We start from the raw sequence: 15,668 nt of genomic DNA, 5'->3' as shown, positions 1-15,668 counted from the left end.
TGAGCTATGTTGAACGACTGTGGGAGACAAAGGAGGCGCACCGGTGCCATCGCCGCAGCAGGCACGTGCACAGGCGTCCGCGATCACCTCGGGCAAGTCGGCTCCGGAGGCGGAGGCCGCTCCGAGTTCCCAGCTCAGGACGCTTTTCGACCGGCCGCGGCTGTCGCCGGGACAGCGGCGTATCGCCCAGTACCTGATCGAGCACATCACCGAAGCGGCGTTCCTCTCGATCACCGATCTCGCCGAGCGGGTGGGCGTCAGCCAGCCTTCGGTGACACGGTTCGCCGCGGCGGTCGGCTTCAGCGGTTACCCCGCGCTACGGGAGAAGCTCCAGTCGATCGCGCTCGGCACGCTCGCCGGCGGCCCCCCGGCGGCCGAGGAGAACCAGGGCAACGAGCTGCAGGCGGCCGTCGACGCCGAGATCGAGAACCTGGAGAACCTGCGCCGGGACTTCGCCGACCCCGGCCGGGTGATCGACACCGGCCGCAAGCTGTCGGAGTCGACACCGCTGACCGTCCTGGGCCTGCGCATCTCGGTGTCCCTGGCCGAGTACTTCGCGTATGCGGCCCGCCGGGTCCACCCGGACGTACGGCTGGTCACGCGGGGCGGCAGCGTCGCCTACGACGCACTGCTCCAGTCCCGTGAGGCGGGCGGCACATGGGTGCTGGCGTTCTCCATGCCCCGGCACGCGCAGGAGACCCTCAACGCCGTACAGGTCGCGCGCAACGCGGGACTGAAGGTCGCGCTGATCACCGACCTGGCGCTCGGACCGGTGGCCGACGAGGCCGACGTCACCTTCGCCACCGGCACCGGCTCCCGGCTGGTCTTCGACTCCTACGCCGCGCCCGGCGTGATCGCGGCGGCGCTGCTGCAGGCCATGACCGACGCCGACCCCGAGCGCACCCAGGCGCGGCTCGAGGAGTACGAGCAGATCTCCGACCAGCACCAGTTCTTCCTCAGGGACTGACGAGCAGCGCGCCCACACCACGTCCCACGGAGGGCTACAAGGGCACCAATCACCTCAAACTACGCATGAATGTTTTCATGCGTCTTGCAAACCGGACGGTATATATAAATACTTCACACCCGGACGCCCGGAGCCGCCGTCACCCACCCGCGTCGGCGCCGAGGGTGTTCGAACGGGCATCGCCTGCGCGAGCGCCCGCGGCGGCTCCGGCCATCCCCTAGGCCGGGGCCGCCACAAACCGTCGGACCACCCCTCACGACGCCGCACACCCGGAAGCGATGATCATGCCCTTGACGACCACGCGCATCAGCCCGGACTGGCCCTGCCAGGTCAAGACCCCCGGCAGCTACGACTGGGAGCGCTCGGCGGCCAAGTGGCTGCGCGAACTGGTGCCGGCCCGCTACGCCAGCTACCCGGCCCTGATCCGCCACCCCGTGCTGCTCGCCCGCCATGCGCAGATCCAGGTCCAGCACGAGATACGCGTCGCCCGCACCGCCCTGCAGACCGCGCGCGCCGATCTGCCCGCCCTCGGTCTGCCGGAGTCGGTCATCGAGCACACGATCAAGCTGTACGCGGCGGAGGTCCTCCAACTGCAGCACATCGCGCGCAGCGTGCGGGCGGTCACCCATGCCCTGGTGGACACCTCCGCGCGCTGACCGCCGCACGGCAAGGGCGGGTTCAGCCGGTGCCGGTACGAGATTCCAGGTCCCGGCGGGTGTCGTCGCCGTAGACGCCGGTCTCGTCGCCGCGGATGCCGTACCAGAGCTGGAAGCGGGCCACCGCCTCGGTGAGGACGGCGTCGTACTGACCGCTGGTGGACCCGTCCTGGTAGACGTCCGGGATACGCAGCAGCCGCTCCTGGAGGTCGGTCACCTCAGGGCCTGACGCTCCTTGGCGGAGGGTGCCGGCACCGTCGGGGTCGACCGCCGCACCGCCGCCCGCGGCGGGCGGGGCGGCGGACGTGGGAGGCGCGGCGGACGCGGGAGGGGCGTCGGGTGCGGGGGCGGCCGTGTCGGCGTCGTTCCGGTCGGGGAGCAGGAAGGCGCAGCCGAAACCGATGACGGCGGCAGCGGCCACGGCGACCGCCATGGCGGCATGGCGTCGACCCACGCCGCGACGGCCGGAGCCCGTGGGGCGGTCCTCCTCGTCGGCGCGGACGGGTGGAAGTTCCTGCGTCCAGTCCTCGGATCCGGGCAGCGGCGCCGGCATGGGCACGGTCTCGTAGGCGCCGGTTCTCGGCGGCAGATCCTTGAGCAGTTCGGCGAGGGCGTCGGTGCGGCGGGGGCGCACGACGCGTACCGGTTCCAGGGGTGGCCGGTCGTCGTACGGCTGCCGGGGTTCGGACGGTGTCGGCACCGCTCTTCTCCTTCCGTCCCGTGCGCTGGGGTCCGGGCGGTCCCCGTGGAGTGATACGTGGCAGCCGCACCGGGAGTTCAGCGGGACTCCGCAGACCTGGCACGGCCGGCCCGCGGCAGTGGTGTGCCAAGGGGTGGCGGCGATGGGTGGACGAGGCGATCCATCCGCTGAAGTCGTGTGAAGTCGTGGCGGCAGTTGCTGTGGGGCGACGGCTGTCCACCCGCGGCGCCTTCTCAGCCGATGGTGACGACATGCGCCCAGGGCGGCGGGGATTCCGGGGTGTAGTCGGGATTCCTCTCGTTCACGGCGTGGGCGGGGCGGGGGAAGAGACCGACGACGGTGCGGCAGGGAGGCTGCGCCGAGGGCCATGGCGTCTGACCGTCCGTCAGGGCGACGATGACGTCCGGACGGTGTCGCGAGCGGAGTGCCCGGGCGAAACCGGAGCGCAGATCCGTTCCCCCGCCGCCGATCAGGGCGATGCTCTCGGCGCGGCAGAGCGGGACGGCGACCCCGGCGGCCGCGTCGCAGGAGATCACCGAGACCAGGTCGCGCCGCCCGCCCACCGCCCGCGAGATCGCCGCCACCTCCAGCAGCGCGCTGCCCAACTCGGCGTCGCTCACCGACCCGGAGGTGTCGATCACGACACAGACCCGGGGCGGCGTGCGGCGCAGGCTGGGCAGCAGCACCCCGGGGACACCGGCCGACCGCCGGGACGGACGACGGTAGCTGTGGTTCTCGCCCACCCCCGGCGCACCCGCCGCCGAACGGACCGCCGCCCCGAGCAACTGCCGCCACGGCTGCGGCGGATGGAACGCCTCGTCCGCCCACCGCCGCCACCCGTCCGGTGTCTCGCCCGGCCGGCCCTTGATCCCCTCGGCGACCCGGAAGCGGACCGCGTCCCGCTGCTGCCTGCTCAGCCCGTGTGCCCCGTCCGGCCCCAGCTCCCACGGCCGCTGCTGCCCGTCGGCGCCACTGCCGCAGTCCAGCCATGCCAGGTCCGCGGTGAGCCCGGTCATCGACGCCGTGCGCAGGTACTCCTCCATCAGCAGCCCGTCGGGCAGCCGCAGCAGCGACGGCAGGACCGCCCCGACCGGCAGGGGCAGACCGTCGCCGTAGATGTCGTCGTTGATCTCGAAGTCGGCGGCGATGTTCCGCCGCAGCCTCTCGCCCGATCCGTGCTCCTCGTGCTCCCGCGCATACCGCTCGCCCCGCCCGTGGTGGTCCCGGAGCAGATGGGAGACCTCGTGCACCCACACGCCCGCCAGTTCCTCCACCGGGGTGCGCGCCACGAAGCCGGGCGAGACGTACACGCGCCAGTGCGCGTCCACCGCCATCGTCGGCACCGACCGGTCCTCCACCACGTGCAGCGCGAAGAGTGCGGCGGCAAGGTAAGGGCGGACCTTCACGGCGTGCAGCCTGGCCGCCAGCAACTTCTCCAGGTCCAGCGGGAGTTCGGGCCCGTCCGGTCCGCCGGAACCGGCCGGCGGATTCGGCACGGTGGCCCGCACGGGGCGCGGTGGCGGGGGCGGAGACATCGGGCGCGGCACCGGGCGCCGCACGGCCCCGGTCATCGGCGCACCCCCTGCTCACGCCCAGCCGTGATCCGCCCCACCGACCGGTCCGCCCGCCGGGCGAGACCGATCACCCCGGTCAGCCGTTCCATCGCCTCCGGCACCTCCCAGTCGTCGCGCCGCAGCGCGGCCAGCGCCGTCGCCGGGGCGACCAGCAGGTCCGGGGCGCCGGTCTCCAGCGCCCTGACCAGCACCGCCCAGCCCGCCTCCCACCGCTCCCGCTCCGGCCGCGCCCCGACCGCGGCCACCACAGCCTCCAGGGCCGCCTGACGCAGATCTCCCCGCACCGGCAGCTCGGCGGCGGCCGGATCGGCCAGCAGCGACTCCGGGTCCGGCAGGTCCATCCGGTCCAGATGGGCGAGGAGTTCGAGCCCCGGCCCGTCCCCCACCGCACCCCGAACCAGCAGCGCCAGCACCTCCCGGGAGACGGAGGCAGCCGTGCCGAAGGCCAGCAGCGTCAACGCGGCCTCCCAGCTGCGGGGGGACGGCCAGGCGCCGCCGCGCCGCGTCTCGGTGCTCGGCAGCCGATGGATCAGCGTCGGCCTCGCTTCCAGGAAGCCGCAGACGGCGCGCCGGGCGAAGGCCACCGCCTCCGGCAGCCGCTCCGGCACCAGCCGGGGCAGTTCGGCCCGGGGCCAGACCCCGCCGAGCCCGCGCACCACCACCTCCCGGTCGTGCACCCAGTTCAGATGAACGAACCGATTGGCCAGTGGCGGGCTCAGCTCCCACCCGTCCGCCGCCGACGCGCGCGGATTGGCGGCGGCCACGATCCGCACCCCCGGTGGCAGTTGCAGCGCACCGACCCTCCGCTCCAGGACGACCCGGAGCAGCGCGGCCTGGACGGCCGGGGTGGCGGTGGAGAGTTCGTCCAGGAACAGCAGCCCCCGTCCGGCCCGCACGAGCTCCACGGCCCACTGCGGCGGCGCCATCGGCACCCCCCGCACCGCCGGATCGTCGCCCACGATGGGCAGCCCGGAGAAGTCGGACGGCTCGTGGACGCTGGCGATCACGGTCGTCAGCGGCAGGTCGAGAGAGGTGGCGAGCTGAGTGAGGGCCGCCGTCTTCCCGATGCCCGGCTCGCCCCAGAGCAGCACGGGCAGATCGGCCGCGACAGCCAGGGTGAGCGCTTCGAGCTGCTCGTCGGGGCGCGGTTCGGTGGTCGTCGTCCGCAGGAGGCTCAGGAGGTCGTCGGCCAGGGCGAGATGGGTGCCGGTCGCGGAGGCGCGGGCGGGTGCGGGTGCGGACGTGCCGGCGGCCAGAACGGGGGCGGGCAGGACGGTACTGAAGGTCATGGGCATCACCTGGGGTGGGTCGGGGGACGGGACGACCCGTCCGGGATGGCGAGGGCGTGCGGCGCAGAACGCGCAGTGCGGGTAAGGGACTTCGGTCAGGGCGGCCCGTCAGCAAGTCAGGCCGATGCAGGGACGGGACGACCCGTCCGGGATGGCGAGGGCGTGCGGCGCAGAACGCGCAGTGCGGGAAAGGGACTTCGGTCAGGGCGGCCCGTCAGCAAGTCAGGCCGGTGCGGGGACGGGAGCGGGTGCTCCGCTTGCGGCGCGTCGCGGGTGGCGTGCGGCGGTCGATCCGGGGGCGGTGGCGCGCGTGCCGCACGTCCGGGGCGGTCTCTTCTCCGGCGGCGCCCGCACCGGCCAGTCCCGAGCGGAAGAGCCCGTGGTCGATGCGGCGTGCCGCGGCCGACTCCAGTGCCTCCCGGAGCGGTCCGTCGCGCAGGACCGCGGCGGGCCCGAGCAGTCCCTCGACCACGGCCAGCGCCCCGGCGACGTCACCGTGGCCGAGCCGCTCCCGGACCGCGGGCAGTGCCTCCGGGTCGCGGTGCACCGCGTCGATCGCGCGCAAGCAGGGCAGCGGCGGTCCGCCGAGGGCCACCAGCAGCTCTTCCCGGCGTAGTTGAGCCGGGTCGTGATCGATCGCCGTCAGCACCCCGTCCCGCAGCGCGATCCGGTGGACCTCGCCCCGGCACCGCACCCGGTGCGGATCGCGAGGGTCGGGTCCCGGCGCCGGGCCTGGCACCGGCACCGAGCCGGACGCCTCCAGCGCCGAGGCGACGAGCGGGTGCAGCCGCTCGGCGGTGACCAGCCCTGCCCGCAGCAGTTCCAGATCCGGCAGGACCCGTGCCGCGACCTCCGGCAGCACCGGAAGCGCCGCGACCTCCTGCGGCGTCACCGCCTCACGCAGCGGCCGGAGCGTCGGAGCATGGCTGTCGTCGGGGGCGACGAGTTCGAACACGGCATGTCTGCGCGCACCGAGCCGCACGGTGAAGGCCCCGCGTGGAAGCCCATCGGCCCGCAACAGCGACTCCGCCTCGGCAGCCCAGCGTGCCACCGCCCACGGGCCCTCGTGAACGGCGGACCGGTCCGGCAGCTCTGCCCAGCCGGGTGGGTGCAGCCGGTCCGGCGGCTCTGCCCGGCCGGGTAGGTGCAGCCGGTCCGGTAGCTCTGCCCGGCCGGCAGGATTCCGTCGGTCCGGCAGCACCGTGAAAGACGCGCCACCCGCACCGCACCGACGCGTCAGTTCGCCGCTCACTCCGGCGTCCCAGAGATGCCGGTGCAGGTCGAGCCGGAAACGCCGGTCGGGATGCGGATGGGGATGGGGATGGGGATGAGGCCCAGGGCTGCCGGTCCCGGACCCTTCCCACACGGCCAGCGACATCCGCTGTCCGGCGTCCGCCCAGGCCGGCGGTGTACGCACCACCAGTTGCACCGGCGTGGCGCCCGAACTCCGGTAACGCGCCAGACAGATGGTGAGGCCGGGCCGGAGCCGTCCGTCGGGGGCGATCCGGGGCATGTGCCAGCGGAGCAGATCCGGTGCCAGTCGGCGCAGATCCGCTCGGAGACGGGTGACGAGATCGATGCCGTGGCGGGCGCGCACGGCGTGCAGATCGAGATCGACGTCGATACGGACGGCGGCACAGGCCCCCGCCCAGTCGCCGACGGCACGCCGTGCGGTCGCGGTCTCGATCATGGACGGTGGCACGGCGTACTCACGCACGCGCTGCCACATCAACAGGCGGGACGGAATCTCATTCGCGAAGTGATGTGCCATCAGCACTCACCTTGCGCGAATGATTCCCCCAATCCGTACGAGGAGAAGGTCTTCATCCCCGACACCGTAACCGCCGCGACGTCGATCTGTCAGCCACGTTTTTCCAGCGCACTCAGTTCCCCCTCCACAGCGCACTGAGTGCCACGTCCCGGGGTCGGGTGCTACGTTCCCGACCATGAGCTCCACCGTGAAACCGCCCATGCGGGACGCCCTGGTCGCGGCGGCCTTCCAGCTGTTCCTGGAGCGGGGCTATGAGCAGACCACCGTCGACGACATCGTGGCGCTGGCGGGGGTGGGGCGGCGCTCGTTCTTCCGTTACTTCCCCTCGAAGGAGGACGTGGTCTTCCCGGACCACGAACGGTGCCTGGCGGACATGACGGCCTTCCTCGCCGCCAGCGCCGAGGACGACGAGCCGGTGCGCCGGGTCTGCGACGCGGCCCGGCTGGTACTGCGTATGTACGCCGAGAACCCGACCTTCTCGGTGCAGCGCTACCGCCTCACCAAGAAGGTGCCGGGGCTGAGGGCGTACGAGCTGTCCGTGGTGTGGCGCTACGAGCGCGCCCTCGCCGCGTATCTGCGCGGACGGTTCGCCGGCCGGCCGGACGGAACGCTGCAGGCCGACGTGATCGCGGCGGCCGTGGTCGCGGCGCACAACAACGCGCTGCGCTCCTGGCTGCGTTCGGACGGACAGGACGACGCGGACTCGGCCGTGGACCATGCCCTCGGGTACGTACAGTCCGCCTTCGGCGCGTCCCTGGCCCCCTCCGCCCCGCTCGCGGGTGAGCAGCCGGAGGACGTCGTGGTCGTCGTCTCCCGCCGGGGAGCGCCCCTGTGGCGGGTCGTCCAGGAGATCGAGTCCACGCTCGGACGCGACTGATCCCCACAGCCCTTCCACATCCAAGGGCACTCAGTACCTTTACGAGTGGCACTGAGTGCCATACGCTGATGCTGTGCACGGTGGCACGGTGAACCGGGCACGTGCGTGCACGGGCGACCCGCGCACGCGGGATTCCGGCCGAGTGCAGGGAGTTGACAGCGTGTACCACCACTCAGGAAGCGTTGCCCGTCCGACAGCCGGCTCCGCGGCCGGCGTACTCGACCCCGCGCCCCGGGACGCGGATGCCCTCCTCTACCAGCGCTGCACCTGGTGCGGCACCGCCATGTACCACCGTCTGCTCTGTCCGGTCTGCCAGGGCAGCGACCTGCGCACAGAGCGCAGCGAGGGGGTCGGTACGGTCCGCCACTCGTCGGTGGTGCACCGCAACTCCCCCGCCGCGCGCAATGTGTCGCTGGTCGAGATGGCCGAGGGGTTCGTCGTGCGCGGCCGGGTCATCGGCCCGCCGATCGGCATCCACAGCGGCGACCGGGTCCGGCTGTCGACGGCCAAGGACCCCGTCCGCGGCGAGCCGGTGTTCCAGCTGGTCGACGAGCCGTACCGGGCCTGGAGCTGAGCGCTCCGCGGGAAGGCCGGTGTGTCGGCTGCGGGTCCGTTGTGGCTGGTCGCTCCCCCACTCTCGAATCCGCTCGAGCGGGGGGACCCCCATCGCGGCGGAGCCGCAAATTGATGCAGCCCCGCGCCCCTTTGGGGCGCTGCCGAACCGCGCCGGACCCGCTCAGGGCTCGCCGTACAGACCGGGTATCAGGTCCCGCACGAGCACCGGTTGCCCTGTCTCGAAGCATGAGTTGGCGGCGAGTCCGACCGCCAGAGCCAGCGCCCCGTCCCGTTCCGTGGCCGGCCGAGCCGCCGCCACGCCGCCGGTCACCGGATCCCCGGGGCGGACCGGCCCGAAGAGCGCGGCCAGCATGCGCGGGTCTCCCCCACCGTGGGCCTCGTGCGCGGTCTCCACGTCGATCTCCTTCGGCGGCTGCCACAGGGGACGCAGGGTGAGGCGTACCCCGCCCGCGTGTTCGGCGGCCGTGTCCCCGTGCAGGGCGCCGGTGTGGGAGGCGATCCGGGTCACCGGCGGCTGCCAGTTGCTCTCCTCGACCTCGAGTTCCAGGCGGCCGGCGCTGCCGTTGAACATGACCCGGTAGCCCTCCCACGGGGAGTAGGCCGTCAGGTGGTACGTCATCGTGGCGCCCCGCAGGTAGCGGACGAGGACGGCCATGTCGTCCTCGATGGTGATCGGCCCGCCGAAGACGTTGCGGTCGCGGAGGTAGCCGTCGTCGTGTTCCGCGTCGAGATAGAGCGCTCGCAGGGTGTCGTTGGCCGCGAGGTCCAGGGCGAAGGGGTCGTCGGCGGCTGCCGTGGCGCCGTGGGCGCGCTCGTACTCCCGGCGCAGTCCGTGACGGGCGCCCGCCTCATGGCCGTAGAAGCCGAGCCTGCCGTAGCCGAAGACCTCGGCGGGCTCGTCGGCGAGCCACCAGTTGACCAGGTCGAAGTGGTGCGAGGACTTGTGCACCATGAGTCCGCCGCTGTGCCGCTTCTCCCGGTGCCAGCGGCGGAAGTAGTCGGCGCCGTGGCGTACGTCGAGCAGCCACTCGAAGTGGACGGACAGGATCTCGCCGATCGCGCCGTCGGCGAGCAGGGTGCGCACCTTCTCGTGGACGGGGTTGAAGCGGTAGTTGAAGGCGACGGTGAGGGAGTTGCCCGCATCCCGGACGGTGTCCAGGATGCGGGCACAGCGCTGGGCGTCGACGGTCATCGGCTTCTCGGTGACGACCCGGCAGCCCGCCCTCAGCGCGGGGACGATGTAGCGGTCGTGCTCGGCGTCGACGGTGGTGACGACGACCTCGTCGATGTCTTCCTTGGTGAGCAGGTCGGTGAACTGCTCGGGTTCCCACTGGGTGGCGGGCGGTTCGCCGGCGGCGGTCAGCAGCCGGTCGTGGAAGGCCATCCGGGTCGGGTTGGGGTCGCACAGGGCGACGACCCGGTGGCCGGGGCGTTCGGCGAGGGCGCGGGTGAAGGTCTGGGCGCGGTGGCCGGTACCGACGACGGCCGCGCGCAGGGGAGTTGATCGGCTCATGATCAAGCCCTTCCCGCTGACCGTCCCGGCCAGTCCTGGGTCAACTCCTGCTCCCCCACCCCCGCTTGTCCCCTCTTCACAGGCAACCCACAGACCCCGCACGCCGTCCTCCGTGGCGTGAGGGCCGTCCGGAGCAGCCGGAGGGCCCGAGCCCAGTGCGGAGGAGGACAACGGTGTTACGTGCCGGGCGAATATGGGTGACCGCTGCGGCGGTGCTCGCGGTGGTGGGGGCAACACCAGGACTGGCGCAGGCGCAGCCGGCCGGACCGGCCCCGCTCTCGGTGTCGGCGGACCTTCCACCGGGCTGGCAGGTCACCGGTGAGGGCCAGGACCGGCAGTTGGTGTGGCGGTCGGCAGAGCCGGTGCCCATGGGTGACGCGCGGGTCGAGTTCTACGACGGCGACCGGCTGCTGGGCAGACCGGTGCCCGGCAGGGACGGCCGTACGTTCCGGCTGGACCTCGACGCCGCACCGCTGAACTCCGCGAAGGACCTTCAAGTCCTGTCCGGCGGGCGGCGGTTGGACGCGGTCGGGGTCGCCGAGGAGGAGCGGCAGGACCGGCGTTCCCCGGCGGTGGCGAACCCGTCGGCCGCACTGCCGGCCAACTCCGTCGACCCGGGCAAGCCGGGCTCGTACCGGACGGTCTCCGGCGAGTACAAGCTCGACTCCGTGAAGCTGCCCGACTTCCCGCACCCCGTGGAGATGCAGGCCGTCGTGGTGGCACCGACCGGCGCCACCGGCAAGCGCCCGCTCGCGCTCTTCCTGCACGGCCGTCATGGCACCTGCTACAAGGGCAACGAGGACGTGACCGGCGACTGGCCCTGCCCGGCCGGCATGAAGTCGATCCCGAGCCATCGCGGCTATCTGCGCGACCAGAAGCTGCTGGCCTCGCAGGGCTATGTGACGGTGTCGATCTCGGCCAACGGCGTCAACGGCCAGGACTTCGCGGCCGAGGACGGCGGCGCGCAGGCCCGTTCGTCGCTGGTGCGGCAGCATCTCGCCCGCTGGGCCGACTGGGCCGGGCACCCGGCCGCGGCCCCGGCGATCGTACGCAAGGCGCCGAAGACGGACCTCTCGCGGGTCCTGCTGGTCGGCCACTCACGCGGCGGCGAGGGCGTCAACCGGGCCGCGACGGACAGTCTCTACCCGCCGCCCGCCCAGCAGGACGGGTACCACGGCCGGGTGCGCTGGCACATCCGCGGCACCGTGCTCATCGGCCCGACGATCTTCGGCCAGAACCCGGTCCCCGATGTGCCGTCCCTGACGATCCTGCCGGGCTGTGACGGCGATGTCTCCGATCTCCAGGGCGAGTTGTACGTCGACGGCACCCGCGGCGTCAGCCGGGGCAGCGCCCTGCACAGCGCCGTCTACATGGTCGGCGCCAACCACAACTTCTTCAACAGCGAGTGGACGCCGGGCCAGGCCCAGGCGCCCGCGGACGACGACTTCTACGAGGACGAGGAGCGGCCGGACCCGGTGTGCTCGACGGGCACCCGGACCCGGCTGACGGCCGACCAGCAGCACAAGGCGGGCGCCACGTACATCGCGGCGGCGGCCAGGCTGTTCGTCGTCGGTGACGACCGGGTACGGCCGCTGCTGGACGGCTCGGGCAAGCGGGCACCCTCGGCGGACCCCGCGCGCGTCCTCACGCACGCGGTCGGCGCGAACCGCCGTGCCGGGTTCCTGCCGGACAGCGGCAAGGTCTCCGTCACGGGCGCGAAGCTGTGCTCCGTCACCGATCCCGACCCGGCCGTGGCCTGCCTGGACCGTGAAACCCCGGGCTCCTCCCCGCACTTCGTGCCCTGGTGGGGGGCGGGACCGGAGTCCGGGCGCCGTGCGGTGGCGCTGCGCTGGTCCGAGCCGGGGTCCGCGGCCCGGGTGCGGACCGACAAGCCGCTGTCCCTCGGCGGGGCGAAGGGGCTGACGCTGCGCGTGATCGTGCCGCCGAACACCACCGGCACCCAGCTGGACGTGGCCATCGCCGACACCTCAGGGCGGCGGGCCACTCTGGGCCGGGTCCGCGTGGACGGGCTGCCCGGCAGTGAGCGGACCGCCTCGTACTGGGCCCGCGAGGTCCGCGTGTCCCTGGCGGCGGCCGGCCGCGCCGGTCTCGATCTGCGGCACATCAACTCCCTGCAGCTCACGCCGCGTTCCGGGTCCGGGAAGGCCTGGCTGATGGACGCCTGGGGCTGGCGCCCCGGCACACCCGCGGTCCGCGAGGCCGCCCTGCCGCGCGTCGACATCGGCCGCCTCACCGTCGACGAGGGCGACTCGGGCGTGCGGACCTACCGGGTGCCCGTGCGGGTGTCCGGACAGGGCAGCGGCCAGGTCCGGGTGTACGTCCTGAACCCGGACACCGGGAACAGCGAGGAACGGCTCGTCACGGTACGGCCCGGCGGCAACGACATCGACGTACCGGTGAAGGTCGAGGGGAACACCCGCTTCTCGTACGACATGACGCACGACGTGCTGGTGAAGGCGGTCCGGAACTCGGTGATCGGCTCGTACGTCGGCGGTGTGACCGCGGTGAACGACGACCCCGTGCCGACGATCAGTGTCACGCCGGTCGCCGACCGGGTGACCGAGGGCCGGCCGCTGACGTGGCGGGTGACCCTGTCCGAGCCGGCCGACACGGAGATCTCGCCGCTGTTCCGCGTGGAGCCGGTGACCGGTGGCGCCGAGCTGTCCACGAAGGACGTCGACCCGGGGTGGCTGGAGGAGTACTCGGGTGAGTCGCCCGACCCGGAGCGCCCGCTCTCCCAGCTGGAGGGCCTGTACTTGTGGATCAGTGTCCCGGCGGGCCAGACCTCCGTCGACGTGTCCCTGCCCACACTCAAGGACACGGCAACCGAGCCCGAGGAGTCGGTCCGCTTCCGCCAGGCCGCCGACGACGGCGAGCCGCAGCCCGACGGGGCGGTGATCAGCGGAACGGTACTGGACGCGTCCTAAGCAAGAGCGCCCCGAAGGGGCGCGGAGCTGTATCTATTTGCGGCTCCGCCGCGTGGGCGCGACCAGCCACGATGGCGCCGCAGACAACCGACAGCCCATCGCGGCACTTCTCAAGGCGTAGGCGTCACACGGATGCCGACAGTCCCTTTCAGGCCGCGCCTCACCCTGCTGCCGAGCAGGGTGAGGCGTCCGACGATGGGGTACTTGCGGGCGAGGAGGGCGCGGTAGCGCGCCGTGGTGGCCTCGTCGCAGATCTCGGCGGTGGCCGGAACCTGGTCGCCGGTCGGGTTGCCGCGAGCGTCGCAGGGGCCGACGAGGACATCGCCGCGCGCCCGGATCCGCTTGACCTTCCAGGAGTCGGCGACGGACCAGACGCCGAGCGTGTCCCCGTCGCGCACCACCCACACCGGGGTGGCGACCGGAGTGCCGTTCCTGCGATAGCTGGTGATCAGCAGGTACTTGCCCGCACCGAGCCGCTCCAACGCAGTGTCGTCCATGACGGCGAGTCTAGGCCGGTCACCTCACCCCGACGCCGCCGCGATCCGTCGTATCGCCTCCCCCAGCGCCTCCGGCGACGTCGCCAGATTCAGGCGTACGTGTCCCGCTCCGCCCGCGCCGAACGGGATCCCCGAGTTCAGCGCCACGCGCCCGCGCTCCAGGAAGACCTGCGCCGGGTCGTCCCCGAGGCCGAGCGGGCGGCAGTCGAGCCAGGCGAGGTAGGTGGCCTCGCCCGGGCGGTAGCGGATCGCGGGGAGGTGCTCGGCCAGCAGGTCGGCGAGCAGGCGCCGGTTGTCGTCGAGGCCGGCGAGCAGCGCGTCCAGCCAGGCGGTGCCGTCGCGCAGGGCGGCGGTGTGGGCGATGACGCCGAGGTGGCTCGGGCCGTGGCTGACCTCCTCGGGAAGCCGGTCGAGGACGGCGGCGGCAGCGGGGCCCGCGATCGCGAGCGCGGCCTTGAGCCCGGCCAGGTTCCACGCCTTCGAGGCCGACATCACCGACAGGCCGTGCTCGCCGCCCGGCACGCTGAGATACGGCACGTAGTCGACGCCGCCGGCGACGAGCGGCGCGTGGATCTCGTCGGCGACGACACGGACGCCGTACCGGTCGGCGAGATGGGCGACCGCGGCCAGCTCGCCGGCGGTGTGCACCGTGCCCGTCGGGTTGTGCGGGCTGCACAGCAGGTAGGCGGCGCGTCGACCGTCCGTGACCGCCTGCCGGAAGACCTCCTCCAGCGTCCCGAGGTCGATCCGCAGGTCCGCACCCAGCGGGGCCTGAAGCACCCGCCGTTCCATGTGCTCCACGAACTGGAAGAACGGCGGATACACGGGTGAATTCACCACCACCGGATCCCCGGGGCCGGTGACCAGTTTGATCATCTCGACGACGCCCAGCATCACATCGGGCACGATCGCGGTGCGCTCCACCGCGAGCCCGTCCCAGCCCCACCGCTTGCCGGCGAAGTCGGCGAGCGCCTCGGCGTAGGCGGTGCCCGCGGCATAGCCGGTGTCCCCCAGCGCGAGCGCGTCGGTGATCGCGCGGACGACGGGTTCGGCGAGCGGCACGTCCATCTCGGCCACCCACAGCGGCAGCACGTCGTCGGGGTAGGTCCGCCATTTCATGCTCGTACGGCGGCGGAGACGGTCGAGAGTAAGGGCTTGCAGCGGATTCGGTTCACCGGACGCTTCGTGCGGGATCCTGGTCATGAAGCACAAGATAGGGGGCTGTGGCGTGACGTGGAATCACGGGGGACGGACAGTGGCGGTCGACGGCATTCCCGAGGTGGCCTGCGACGAATCGGGCTCGGACGGGGAGAATCTCACCGGCGGGAACACCGATGTCTTCGCACACGGCAGTGTGCTGCTGCCCATGGATTCCGCGGCCGGATTCGTGCAGGAGATAAGAGACCGGATCCGTTCGCCCGCGGAGGAGTACAAGGCGAACCATCTCCTGCGGGAGAAACACCGCGCGGTACTGGAATGGCTGCTCGCGCCCTCGGGCCCGATCCATGGGCACGCCCATGTGCATCTCACCGAGAAGGCGTTCTTCGTGGTGGACCGGGCCGTCGACCTGCTGCTCGGCGACAGCTCCGCGGCCGTCGTGCTGTTCCGGCAGGGGCCGCGGACTTTCGGGGAGGCCGGCTGGCGGGAATTCCTCGAGGCGGCGAACCAATTGCTGCGGGTCAGGAACGACGGAGAGCCACAGCTGCCGGTCGAGACGTTCTTCCGAACGGTCCACGGACTGCTGCGAGCACATTCCGGTACGGAACTGGCGGGCACCCTGGAACGGCTCGCGGCGGCACGCTCCCGGGCGGATGCCTATCGGGCGGGAATCCTGAACGGTCCGACCCTGATTCCCCTTCTCAATCCGCTGCTGCCCGCGATCGTCCACACCGCCGCCTACTGGAGCGCGGATGGCCGGCCGGTGCGGCTGGTCCACGACCGGCAGAACATGCTCACGCCGGACCGCATCGCCTGGATCGAGGAGTCCGCGAGGCAGGCCGGGTTCGGGCTCGGCGGGCTGCGGCTCGTCCAGGCGGGGCTGGATCCGCGCGTGCAGCTGGCCGACTTCCTCGCCGGGATCGCCCGCAAGATCGCCTCCGACGAGCTGAACGGACACGGAGACCCGGTCCTCACGGCGCTGGTTCGCCCGTACGTGGACGCGGCGTCCATCTGGGGCGACGAGCGCAGCTGGGAGCGGCTGGGACCGGTGGACGACAGCATGGACGAGCCGCGCGCCCTGAAAGGATCACCGATCCTCTGAACGCCCCGGGGCCGAGCCACGTACCTAGGGAGGGTGCTCA

General features: G+C 72.5%; 13 protein-coding genes. 6 read left to right on the top strand and 7 right to left on the bottom strand.

The features are described 5' to 3' along the window. Window positions 1–43: 43 nt before the first annotated feature. Both KCH48_RS03250 and KCH48_RS03245 read left to right on the top strand, forming a co-directional pair. Window positions 44–967 (top strand): MurR/RpiR family transcriptional regulator, encoded by a 924-nt coding sequence (locus KCH48_RS03250; RefSeq protein WP_210570191.1) that lies wholly within the window; start codon window positions 44–46, stop codon window positions 965–967. 278 nt (window positions 968–1,245) lie between these two features. Further along, a complete protein-coding gene (locus tag KCH48_RS03245) occupies window positions 1,246–1,623 on the top strand; it encodes a hypothetical protein (RefSeq protein ID WP_210570190.1) in 378 nt (125 codons plus the stop codon). Window positions 1,624–1,645: 22 nt separating this feature from the next. Here KCH48_RS03245 and KCH48_RS03240 read toward each other — a convergent pair whose 3' ends face one another. The 4 genes from KCH48_RS03240 to KCH48_RS03225 all read right to left on the bottom strand — a co-directional run bounded on the left by KCH48_RS03240 (window position 1,646) and on the right by KCH48_RS03225 (window position 6,957). Continuing rightward, on the bottom strand, window positions 1,646–2,323 hold the full coding sequence (locus KCH48_RS03240; protein ID WP_210570189.1) for a peptidoglycan-binding protein: 678 nt from the start codon (window positions 2,321–2,323) through the stop codon (window positions 1,646–1,648). Between the two features lie 233 nt (window positions 2,324–2,556). Next, the gene (locus KCH48_RS03235; protein WP_307840811.1) at window positions 2,557–3,762 is read right to left on the bottom strand and encodes a VWA-like domain-containing protein; all 1,206 of its coding nucleotides are present in this window, start codon (window positions 3,760–3,762) and stop codon (window positions 2,557–2,559) included. 128 nt (window positions 3,763–3,890) lie between these two features. Next, window positions 3,891–5,186, bottom strand: coding sequence for an AAA family ATPase (locus KCH48_RS03230; protein ID WP_246884697.1), 1,296 nt, complete (start codon window positions 5,184–5,186; stop codon window positions 3,891–3,893). 214 nt (window positions 5,187–5,400) lie between these two features. Further along, entirely contained in the window at window positions 5,401–6,957 is a 1,557-nt protein-coding gene (locus tag KCH48_RS03225) for a hypothetical protein (protein ID WP_210570187.1), read from the bottom strand. A gap of 199 nt (window positions 6,958–7,156) precedes the next feature. Here KCH48_RS03225 and KCH48_RS03220 point away from each other — a divergent pair, with 199 nt between their 5' ends. Both KCH48_RS03220 and KCH48_RS03215 read left to right on the top strand, forming a co-directional pair. Further along, complete coding sequence (locus KCH48_RS03220) at window positions 7,157–7,834, top strand: TetR family transcriptional regulator (protein ID WP_210570904.1); 678 nt, start codon at window positions 7,157–7,159, stop codon at window positions 7,832–7,834. Between the two features lie 160 nt (window positions 7,835–7,994). Further along, entirely contained in the window at window positions 7,995–8,408 is a 414-nt protein-coding gene (locus tag KCH48_RS03215; RefSeq protein ID WP_210570179.1) for a Zn-ribbon domain-containing OB-fold protein, read from the top strand. Between the two features lie 162 nt (window positions 8,409–8,570). On the opposite strand, the gene KCH48_RS03210 is transcribed toward KCH48_RS03215, so the two are convergent. Continuing rightward, window positions 8,571–9,923: a Gfo/Idh/MocA family protein gene (locus KCH48_RS03210; protein WP_210570177.1), complete on the bottom strand. Its 1,353-nt coding sequence runs from the start codon at window positions 9,921–9,923 to the stop codon at window positions 8,571–8,573. A 173-nt stretch (window positions 9,924–10,096) separates the two neighbouring features. On the opposite strand from KCH48_RS03210, the gene KCH48_RS03205 reads away from it, so the two are divergent. Next, complete coding sequence (locus tag KCH48_RS03205; RefSeq protein ID WP_210570176.1) at window positions 10,097–12,871, top strand: hypothetical protein; 2,775 nt, start codon at window positions 10,097–10,099, stop codon at window positions 12,869–12,871. Window positions 12,872–12,981: 110 nt separating this feature from the next. Here the strand turns inward: KCH48_RS03205 and KCH48_RS03200 are convergent, their stop codons facing one another. Together KCH48_RS03200 and KCH48_RS03195 are read right to left on the bottom strand one after the other, a co-directional pair. After that, window positions 12,982–13,368 carry a PPOX class F420-dependent oxidoreductase gene (locus KCH48_RS03200; RefSeq protein ID WP_210570174.1) on the bottom strand — a complete coding sequence of 129 codons (387 nt, stop codon included), beginning with the start codon at window positions 13,366–13,368 and terminating at the stop codon, window positions 12,982–12,984. A 24-nt stretch (window positions 13,369–13,392) separates the two neighbouring features. Continuing rightward, the gene (locus KCH48_RS03195; RefSeq protein ID WP_210570172.1) at window positions 13,393–14,571 is read right to left on the bottom strand and encodes a MalY/PatB family protein; all 1,179 of its coding nucleotides are present in this window, start codon (window positions 14,569–14,571) and stop codon (window positions 13,393–13,395) included. Window positions 14,572–14,596: 25 nt separating this feature from the next. Here KCH48_RS03195 and KCH48_RS03190 point away from each other — a divergent pair, with 25 nt between their 5' ends. Further along, on the top strand, window positions 14,597–15,628 hold the full coding sequence (locus KCH48_RS03190; protein WP_210570170.1) for a hypothetical protein: 1,032 nt from the start codon (window positions 14,597–14,599) through the stop codon (window positions 15,626–15,628). The last annotated feature ends 40 nt before the right edge of the window (window positions 15,629–15,668 follow it).

Source organism: Streptomyces sp. GESEQ-4, assembly GCF_017948455.1.
Taxonomy (GTDB): domain Bacteria; phylum Actinomycetota; class Actinomycetes; order Streptomycetales; family Streptomycetaceae; genus Streptomyces.
This window is presented reverse-complemented; position numbering and strand designations above follow the sequence as displayed.

Excerpts from the sequence above, each read along its gene's own strand:
- KCH48_RS03220 (WP_210570904.1), top strand. The coding sequence starts at position 7,157 with ATGCGGGACGCCCTGGTCGCGGCGGCCTTCCAGCTGTTCCTGGAGCGG.
- KCH48_RS03200 (WP_210570174.1), bottom strand. The coding sequence starts at position 13,368 with ATGGACGACACTGCGTTGGAGCGGCTCGGTGCGGGCAAGTACCTGCTG.
- KCH48_RS03245 (WP_210570190.1), top strand. The coding sequence starts at position 1,246 with ATGATCATGCCCTTGACGACCACGCGCATCAGCCCGGACTGGCCCTGC.
- KCH48_RS03195 (WP_210570172.1), bottom strand. The coding sequence starts at position 14,571 with ATGACCAGGATCCCGCACGAAGCGTCCGGTGAACCGAATCCGCTGCAA.
- KCH48_RS03210 (WP_210570177.1), bottom strand. The coding sequence starts at position 9,923 with ATGAGCCGATCAACTCCCCTGCGCGCGGCCGTCGTCGGTACCGGCCAC.
- KCH48_RS03230 (WP_246884697.1), bottom strand. The coding sequence starts at position 5,186 with ATGACCTTCAGTACCGTCCTGCCCGCCCCCGTTCTGGCCGCCGGCACG.
- KCH48_RS03225 (WP_210570187.1), bottom strand. The coding sequence starts at position 6,957 with ATGGCACATCACTTCGCGAATGAGATTCCGTCCCGCCTGTTGATGTGG.